This is a genomic window from Arenimonas sp. (genome assembly GCF_041919775.1).
Lineage (GTDB): Bacteria > Pseudomonadota > Gammaproteobacteria > Xanthomonadales > Xanthomonadaceae > Arenimonas.
Map to the genome: position 1 here is coordinate 24536 of NZ_JAYRTE010000023.1, position 8545 is coordinate 33080.

Sequence of the window (8545 nt, forward strand, 5' to 3'; positions counted from 1 at the left end):
CCCGTCACCCAGCGGTGGACCATGCTTGCCTCCCCGGCTCAGCCCGCATCCTTTTTAACGAATTCCGACTTGAGCTTCATCTGGCCGAAACCCTCGATGCGGCAGTCGATGTCGTGGTCGCCGTCCACCAGGCGGATGTTGCGCACCTTGGTGCCGATCTTCACCACCGAGGACGAGCCCTTGATCCTGAGGTCCTTGACCACGACCACGGTGTCGCCGTCGGCCAGCGTTTTGCCATTGGCGTCACGCACGACCTTCGTTTCCTCGCCGGCCTCGGCCGCTTCGCCCGGCGCCCACTCGTGCCCGCACTCCGGGCAGACCAGCATCAGCCCGTCCTGGTAGGCATATTCCGACGCGCAGGCCGGGCAGGGCGGCAGCGTGCTCACGCGCCCGTTTCCACGCGGTCGACCTTGGTGAAGCCACGCGGCAGCAGGTTGCCGCGGCTGGCGCGGCTGCCTTCATAGGCCTGCAGGTCGCGCCAGCTCAGCACCAGCTTCTGCTTGCCGCTGTAGATGGTCAGCTCGCCGCCCTGGGGCACGCTGGCGATGGCGGTCACCTTCTCCTGGCCGGCCTTGAGCTTCGCCGGCGGGATCTGGATCAGCTTGTTGCCCTTGCCCTTGTCGAGTTCGGGCAATTCGGCCAGCGGGAAGGCCAGCAGGTGGCCAGCGCTGGTGATCGACACCACCCAGTCAGAGGCCGCGTCCGTTACCGGCACCGGCGTCAGTACTTCGGCATCACCGACGTTCAGTAGTGCCTTGCCGGCCTTGTTGCGTCCGGTGAAATTCTCGAAGCGGGTGACGAAGCCATAGCCGTGCGAGGAGGCGAGCACGAAGCGCGCGTCGTTGTCGCCGGCCGCCAGCGCCACGAAACCCGCGCCCGCCGGCGGACTGAAGCGTCCGCTCAGCGGCTCGCCGTTGCCGCGCGCGCTGGGCAGCGTGTGGGCGACCGTGGAATAACTGCGGCCGGTGGAGTCCAGGAAGGCCACCTGCAGGTTGCTTCGCCCGCGCACGGCCTGCAGCAGTCCGTCGCCCTCGCGGTAGCTCAGGCCGGCGGCATCGACGTCGTGGCCCTTGGCGGCGCGGATCCAACCCTTCTTCGACAGCACCACGGTGACCGGTTCGCTCGGCACCAGCTCGGTTTCGCTGATCGCCTGTGCGGCCTCGCGCTCGACCAGCGGCGAACGACGCTCGTCGCCGAACTTCTTCGCGTCCGCCAGCAGTTCGTCCTTCACCTGCTTCTTGAGCTTGGCCTTGCTGCCGAGGATGGCGGTGATCTTCTCGCGCTCCTTGGCCAGTTCGTCCTGCTCGCCGCGGATCTTCATTTCCTCCAGGCGGGCGAGCTGCTTGAGCTTGGTGTCGAGGATGTAGTCGGCCTGTTCCTCGCTGAGCCCGAAGCGCGCCATCAGCACCGGCTTGGGTTCGTCCTCGCTGCGGATGATGCGGATCACTTCGTCCAGGTTGAGGAAGGCGACCAGCAGGCCCTCGAGCAGGTGCAGGCGGCGTTCGACCTTGTCCAGTCGGTGCTTGAGGCGTCGCGCCACGGTGTCGGTGCGGAACAGCAGCCACTCGGCCAGGAAATCGCGCAGGTTCTTGACCTGCGGCCGGCCGTCGAGCCCGATGATGTTGAAATTCACACGGAAGCTCTTCTCGAGGTCCGTGGTGGCGAACAGGTGGCCCATCAGGCCCTCGAAATCGACGCGGTTGCTGCGCGGTACCAGCACCAGGCGCACCGGGTTCTCGTGGTCGGACTCGTCGCGCAGGTCCTCCAGCCAGGGTAGCTTCTTGGCGCGCATCTGCTGCGCCACCTGCTCCATGATCTTCGACGGCGACACCTGGAAGGGCAGGTGGGTGATGACGATGTTCGTGCCTTCGCGAAGCCACTTGGCGCGGGCGCGCACGCTGCCGTGGCCGGTTTCGTAGATCGCGCGCAGGTCGGCGGCCGGGGTGATGATCTCGGCGCCGGTGGGGTAGTCGGGGCCGCGCACGTGTTCGCACAGGTCGCGTACGGTCGCATCGGGATCATCAAGCAGCCGCACCGCGGCGCTGACGACCTCGTTGAGGTTGTGCGGCGGAATGTCGGTGGCCATGCCGACCGCGATGCCGGTGGTGCCGTTGAGAAGCAGGTGCGGCAGGCGGGCCGGCATCCAGCTCGGCTCCTGCAGGGTGCCGTCGAAGTTCGGCACCCAGTCCACGGTGCCCTGGCCCAGTTCGCCCAGCAGCACTTCGGCGATCGGCGTGAGCTTGGATTCGGTGTAACGCATGGCCGCGAAGGACTTGGGGTCGTCGGTGGAACCGAAGTTGCCCTGGCCTTCGATCAGCGGGTAGCGGTAGGAGAACGGCTGGGCCATCAGCACCAGCGCCTCGTAGCAGGCGCTGTCGCCGTGCGGGTGGAACTTGCCGATCACGTCGCCGACGGTGCGCGCGCTCTTCTTGGGCTTGGCGGTCGCGCCCAGGCCCAGTTCGCTCATCGCGTAGATGATGCGGCGCTGCACCGGCTTCAGGCCGTCGCCCAGGAAGGGCAGGGCGCGGTCGAGCACCACGTACATCGAATAGTCGAGGTAGGCGCGCTCGGCGTATTCGCGCAGCGGGATCTGTTCGAAGCCGTGGAAAGCGGGGCGGGCGGGCTCGGTCATGCTTTACTCAGGTGGGAATTGGAACGATGCGGGCATTCTACCGGGCCGGGATGGCCCGGTCCGAGATTGATTCACGAGGAGCAAGGCCATGAGCTGGCTGGGGATCTTCCTGGTAATCCTGGGCGTCGTGCTGGCGATCAAGTTCACCGCGTTCGTGCTGCGGCTGGTCTTCATCGGCATCATCCTGGTGGGGCTGTACCTGTTGCTCGGCCCGATGCTGGGCTTCGGCTAGGCCGGCGCCTCAGTCGGCGAGCGCTTCGCCCCATTGGCGGGCCCGTCGGGATCCGTCGCCAACCTGCGTGGCGCAGGCCGGGTCGTCGCCCATCACCCGGTTGCGGCCCGCACGCTTGGCGCGGTACAGCGCCGAGTCGGCGCGGTGGAACAGGTCGCCGGCGTCGTAGCCGCGGCTCGGGTCCGCCACGGCCGCGCCCACGCTGAGGCTGAGGCCATCCATCGGCGGGTCGGCGTCGGGTGCGCGCCAGACCAGGTCGAAACGCAGCTGCTCGGCGAGGGCTTCGGCCGCGGCCTGGTCAAGGCCTTCGCAGGCGACAAGGAATTCGTCGCCACCAAAACGCCCCAGCAGGTCGTCGCTGCGCAGCTTCCCGCGGGCGATGCCGGCAGCCAGGCGCAGCGCCTCGTCCCCGGCCAGATGTCCGAGCCGGTCATTGATGGCCTTGAAGTTGTCCAGGTCGAACACGAGCAGGGCGACCGAGCGGCCGTGGTTGCGCGCGTGCCCGAGCAGCGAGGAAAGTTCGGCCGCGAAGGCCTGGCGGGTCAGCGCGCCGGTGAGCGGATCCACCGCCACGCGTTCGCGCAGGGCGAGGTGTTCGGTCTCGAGCGCGCGCTGCCGCTCGTCCATCACCCGTCGCTCGGCGCGCAGGTGGCGCACGTGGCGGCGCAGGCGCAGAAGGCCCCAGCCCAGTAGCAGGCTGGGGATGGCCAGCAGCCAGGGCCAGCGTGGAAGGCCGCCTGGCGGCGCCGCGGCAGGAGCCCCGGGCGCGGCGGTCGCGGGCACCAGTCCCATGAAACGATCGCGGGCGCTGGCGGAACCGCTTGCGCGCTGGCCGAGTTCGTCGAGCCGGCCAATCCGGTCGCGGAATTCGAACGCACGTTTGCTGGCGGCCAGGGCCTGGTCCGTCTGCCCAAGTGCCGAGAAAGCCCGTTCCTGCGCCAGGGAGACATCGAGCACCATGCGCTCCAGTCGCCCTTCCACCGCCACTCCTTCGGCGAACGCGAGGGGCGCCAGTGCCTCGCCCGGCTTGCCCATGCCGACCAGCAGGTCGCCTTCGCGCAGCGCCAGGTCGGCTTCCAGTACGCGTTCGCCGATACGGCCCGCGGCCTCGCGGCCGGCGCGCAACGCCGCCAGGGCGTCGTCCCGGCGGTCGTTGAGCGCCAGCGCCGGCCCCAGCGCCACGTTGCCCAGGGCCAGCCCGAGGTCGCCGCCCGAACGTCCGAAAGCCGCCGTCGCGGCCACGGCGTCGGCCAGCGCCGCCTCGGCCGTCCCCATGTCGGCGTGCACTTGCGAGCGAAGCGCTAGGTTGAGGCCCAGCGGGAAGTCGGGCGGGTTCTGGCCCATCAGCGCAATGGCGCGGTCGGCACCCTGCAGGGCGGCGGCATGGTCGCCCAGGTTGTGGAAGAGCTTGGCCAGCGAGTAGTAGCTTTCGGATTGGTCGATCGGCCTGCCGTCCTCCAGCAGGTGCTCCAGCGCGTCCACCTGCAGTTGCACGGCTTCGGCGTACTGCCCGCGTGATTCGTAGACGCGGGCGAGCCCGCGCTCGCCGATGGCCACCTGCCGCCTGGCGCCCAGGGTTTCCCACTGCGAAATCGCCTGCTGGAACAGTCCGATGGCGGCGTCGAGTTCGCCGCGGCCCTGCGCCGCCATCGCCAGCCCGTACAGGGAACCGGCCTGCTCCAGGCGGTTGCCGCTGAGGCGTGCGTCAGCCAGGGCCTCGCGCTCCACGGCCTCCACCGCGGCCATGTCGCCGCGGCGGTACGCGTCGTTGCTCAGCGCCTCGAGCAGGCCGGTGCGGATTCGGAACCAGCGTCCCGGGGCGGCCAGGTCGGCGGCGCGGCGCAGACGGATACCGGCATCCGGCGCCTGCATCGCGCGGGCGAGATGGGCCTCGGCTGCCGCCTGGCGCACGCGGGCAGGTTCGCCGCCGGTCGCCGTGGCGAGGGTTCGCCACCAGACCGAAACCTCGCCTGCGAGCACCTGCAGTCGCGCCCGTGCACCGGGATCGGGCGCGGCCTGGGCGAGCGCCGGCCCCGCCAGCAGCAGGGCCAGCAGCAGGGCCAGGTAAGGGCTCGGACGGGTCTTTCGGGTGGCGGCGTAGCGGGGCATTGCAGGGAATCTAGCCGCTCGGCGCAAGTGTCACCAGTCCGCCCCGGCCCGTTGCCGCGCGCTTGCTATCCTGTGCCACCCCGCCACGGCGACCCGATGATCCCCCACCTGAACATCTCCCGCGCCCGGCTGGCCTTCATCCTGGGCGGCCTGGCCATGTTCGGGCCGTTCTCGATCGACACCGTGTTCCCGGCCTTCCTGGTGATGGCCGCGGACCTGGGCGTGGGCAAGGTGGCGATGCAGCAGACGATCAGCGTCTACCTGGTCGGCTATGCGGCGATGTCGCTGTTCCATGGCCCCATCTCGGACGCGATAGGCCGCAAGAAGGTGCTGCTGGCGGGCATCGTCGTGTTCACCCTGGCCTCGGTGGGCGCGGCGCTGGCGGGCGACATCACGACGATGCTGGCCTATCGCGCCCTGCAGGGGCTGTCGGCCGGCGTGGGCATGATCGTCGGCCGGGCCGTGGTGCGCGATGCCTTGCAGGGTGACGATGCCCAGCGGCTGATGAGCCACATCTCGATGATCTTCGGCGTGGCGCCGGCGATCGCGCCGGTCATCGGCGGCTGGATCCTGGGGTTTTCCGACTGGCACGGCATCTTCTGGTTCCTGGCGGCTTTCGGCGCACTGCTGCTGGTGGTCACGGCCTGGGGCCTGCCCGAGAGCCATCCGCCGGAGGCGCGCACGCCGCTGCATGCGGGCACGATGCTGCGCGATTACTGGTCGATGCTGTCCAACCGGCGGTTCCGGCTGCTGACGCTGGCGGGCACGGCCAACTTCGGCGCGCTGTTCCTGTACATCAGTTCGGCGCCGGACTTCGTGATGGGGCTGCTGGGGCTGGGCGAGCAGGACTTCGTCTGGTTCTTCGCGCCGACCATCGGCGGCATGATGCTCGGCGCCTTCGTGTCGGGAAGGGCGGCGGGCCGGATCACCGGTCCCCGGCTGGTGGAGTGGGGTTTCCTGTGCTGCGGCGTGGCGGCGGTCTACAACCTCGGCTACAACGCGCTGGTGTCATCGCCGAGCCTGCCCTGGGCCGTGCTGCCGACGGCGATGGGAGCCTTCGGCATCGCGCTGGTGTTCCCGATCGTGACGCTGGCCATCCTGGACATGTATCCGCGCCAGCGCGGCGGCGCCTCGTCGATGCAGGCCTTCGTCGGCCTGATGTCGAACGCGGCGATCGCCGGCCTGCTGTCACCGCTGGTCAGCCACAGCGGCCTGCTGCTGGCGGTGGTTTCCGCGGGCTTCGTGGTCGTCGCGTTCGGGACCTGGCGCTGGTACGTCGCCCACGAGCGCCGGTTCCCCATGTAGGAGCGCCTTCAGGCGCGATTGCCTTCTTTTCCAAGGGCAAAGTCAAAAGATTCGCGCCTGAAGGCGCTCCTACATGCCGCCAAAAGGAACGGCCGGCGGTTTGCACCGCCGGCCGTCCTGTTACGCAATCAGCTTGACGGTCAGGACTTGGCCGGCTCCCAGCCGCAGGTCTTGCCCTGGTTCTGTTCGGTCAGCCAGGTCTGCAGCGGCTGGAAGTATTCCAGCACCGCCGAGGCGTCCATCTGCTCGCCGCCGGTCAGCTCCTTGAGGGTCTGCTGCCAGGGCTGGCTGGAACCGCGCTGCATCATCGCCCAGTAGCGCTTGCCTGCTTCGGGGTTGTCCGCGAAGTTGCAGGTGTACAGCGGGCCGTCGTGGCCGGCAGCGTCGCACAGCGACTTGTAGAACTGGAACTGCAGCACGTGCGACAGGAAGTAGCGCGTGTACGGGGTGTTGCCCGGCACGTGGTACTTGGCACCCGGGTCGAAGAAGTCCTCGCCGCGCGCGTCGCCGGCCGGGGTCACGCCCTGGTACTTGGCCTTGAGTTCCCACCAGGCGCTGTTGTAGTTGTCCGGCGTGATCGATCCGTCGAACACGCCCCAGCGCCAGCGGTCGATCATCAGGCCGAAGGGCATGAACGCGACCTTGGCCAGGGCCATGCGCATCTGGTTGTTGATCACCGCTTCCTCGCTGACCGACGGCTTCTCCACCAGGCCGATCGAGGCCAGGTATTCCGGCGTCATCGAGAGCACGATGGTGTCGCCGATGGCCTCGTGGAATCCGTCGTGGGCACCGCCCTGGAAGACCGGCGCCTGGTCCTTGTAGGCCAGGTAGTAATAGATGTGGCCCAGCTCGTGGTAGATCGTGGTCAGCTCTTCCTCGGTGGGCTTGATGCACATCTTCATGCGCACGTCGGTGCCGTCGGTGTTCATCGGCCAGGCGCTGGCGTGGCAGACCACGTCGCGGTCGCGCGGCTGGATCAGCATGGAATGTTCGTAGAACGATTCCGGCAGCGCCGGCATGCCCAGGCCGGTGTAGAAGCCCTCGGCCAGCCTGGTCATGCGGGTGGCGATTTCCAGGTCGGCCTGGCGCTCGATCTCGACCTGCTCGGCGGCGGTGAGGTTGCGCATGCCGCCGGCCTTCGCGACCAGCTCCGACAGGATGTCCTGGCGCTGCTTCTCGAGCGCGCCGTTGACGTCCAGGCTGCCGACGCCGTCATACGGCTGCAGCAGCGGCCAGAGGTTGCCCCAGTCCTGCTGCCACAGGTTGCCGGTGAGATGGGCCGGGATCATGCCGTTGATCGAACCCTGCTCGCCGTACTTGTCCTCGAGCTTGGAGCGGGTATAGCACTGCAGCTGTTCGTACAGCGGCTGCACCTGGCCCCAGAGGCGGTCGGCCTCGGCCTGGAAATCCTCGGCCGGCATGTCGTAGCCGGCGCGCCAGACGTCGCCGGTGTTGGCGAAACCCATCTCGACCGCGCCTTCGTTGGTCAGTTCGACGAAGCGCTGGTAGTCCTTGCGCATCGGCACGGCGATCGAATGCCAGCCTTCCCAGGCGGCGCGCATTTCTTCATAGGTGCTGCCTTCGGTGTCGGCGAGGATGGCGCTGACCTGGCCGATGTCCTTGCAGTCCTCGCCCACGCACCACTTGCCCGAGCCGTAGGTGGCGCCCATGCGGCTGGCGATCTCGGTCAGCTCCTTGAGCTTGGCTGGGTCGCGCGGGGCGGGCATCGAGGAGCTGGTCTTGAGCAGGTGCAGGGCACGCGCGGTGGAACCTTCCAGGCCTTCGGTGTCGTAGCCCTTGGCCTGCGCGATGAACTCGTTGTTCTTGCTCAGCCAGCGCTCGTTCGCGGCGGACTCGACGCGCTGGCTGTCGGGATTGATGTAGGTCGCGCCCAGCCAGGCGGCCGAGGTCAGCTCGGGCGTCATTTCCTTGATGGTGGAATTGACGCGGGCGACGAAGGCGTCGGCCGGTTCGGACGGGGCGGCGTCGGCGTTGGCGGCGGCGGCGGGGGTGCCGGCGGCGGTGTCGGAGGACTCTTCATCGGACTTGCTGCAGCCGGCGAGGGCGAGCAGGCCGGCGGAAATGGCGAGCGCCAGCAGGGCGCGGTGGGATTTCACGGGTGTGGCTCCAGGAAGCAGGTGGGATGTGCGCCGGTCAGGCTAGTCCCACGCCGGGGCCTTCGCAAGCAGGCGCCGAACGTGTAGGAGCGCCTTCAGGCGCGAATCCCTTCTTTGCCAAAGGCAAAGCCAAAAGATTAGCGCCCGAAG

The 8545-nt window shown here is 68.6% G+C and carries 6 protein-coding genes; 2 read left to right on the forward strand and 4 right to left on the reverse strand.

The genetic code is table 11. From position 1 onward, the window contains the following. Positions 1–38 precede the first annotated feature (38 nt). Together ACE3TE_RS11365 and parC are read right to left on the reverse strand one after the other, a co-directional pair. Positions 39–386, reverse strand: coding sequence for a zinc ribbon domain-containing protein YjdM (locus ACE3TE_RS11365; protein WP_374605059.1), 348 nt, complete (start codon positions 384–386; stop codon positions 39–41). Continuing rightward, positions 383–2632 (reverse strand): DNA topoisomerase IV subunit A, encoded by a 2250-nt coding sequence (parC, locus tag ACE3TE_RS11370; RefSeq protein WP_374605060.1) that lies wholly within the window; start codon positions 2630–2632, stop codon positions 383–385. Before parC ends, ACE3TE_RS11365 begins: the two co-directional genes overlap by 4 nt. A gap of 88 nt (positions 2633–2720) precedes the next feature. Here parC and ACE3TE_RS11375 point away from each other — a divergent pair, with 88 nt between their 5' ends. Next, on the forward strand, positions 2721–2864 hold the full coding sequence (locus ACE3TE_RS11375) for a hypothetical protein (RefSeq protein ID WP_374605062.1): 144 nt from the start codon (positions 2721–2723) through the stop codon (positions 2862–2864). 9 nt (positions 2865–2873) lie between these two features. On the opposite strand, the gene ACE3TE_RS11380 is transcribed toward ACE3TE_RS11375, so the two are convergent. Continuing rightward, positions 2874–4973, reverse strand: a complete 2100-nt coding sequence (locus ACE3TE_RS11380) for a diguanylate cyclase (RefSeq protein ID WP_374605064.1) — start codon at positions 4971–4973, stop codon at positions 2874–2876. 96 nt (positions 4974–5069) lie between these two features. Here ACE3TE_RS11380 and ACE3TE_RS11385 point away from each other — a divergent pair, with 96 nt between their 5' ends. Beyond that, entirely contained in the window at positions 5070–6278 is a 1209-nt protein-coding gene (locus ACE3TE_RS11385) for a multidrug effflux MFS transporter (RefSeq protein WP_374605065.1), read from the forward strand. Between the two features lie 140 nt (positions 6279–6418). On the opposite strand, the gene ACE3TE_RS11390 is transcribed toward ACE3TE_RS11385, so the two are convergent. Then, the gene (locus ACE3TE_RS11390; RefSeq protein ID WP_374605067.1) at positions 6419–8395 is read right to left on the reverse strand and encodes a M2 family metallopeptidase; all 1977 of its coding nucleotides are present in this window, start codon (positions 8393–8395) and stop codon (positions 6419–6421) included. Positions 8396–8545 lie beyond the last annotated feature (150 nt).

Excerpts from the sequence above, each read along its gene's own strand:
- parC (WP_374605060.1), bottom strand. The coding sequence starts at position 2,632 with ATGACCGAGCCCGCCCGCCCCGCTTTCCACGGCTTCGAACAGATCCCG.
- ACE3TE_RS11375 (WP_374605062.1), top strand. The coding sequence starts at position 2,721 with ATGAGCTGGCTGGGGATCTTCCTGGTAATCCTGGGCGTCGTGCTGGCG.
- ACE3TE_RS11380 (WP_374605064.1), bottom strand. The coding sequence starts at position 4,973 with ATGCCCCGCTACGCCGCCACCCGAAAGACCCGTCCGAGCCCTTACCTG.
- ACE3TE_RS11385 (WP_374605065.1), top strand. The coding sequence starts at position 5,070 with ATGATCCCCCACCTGAACATCTCCCGCGCCCGGCTGGCCTTCATCCTG.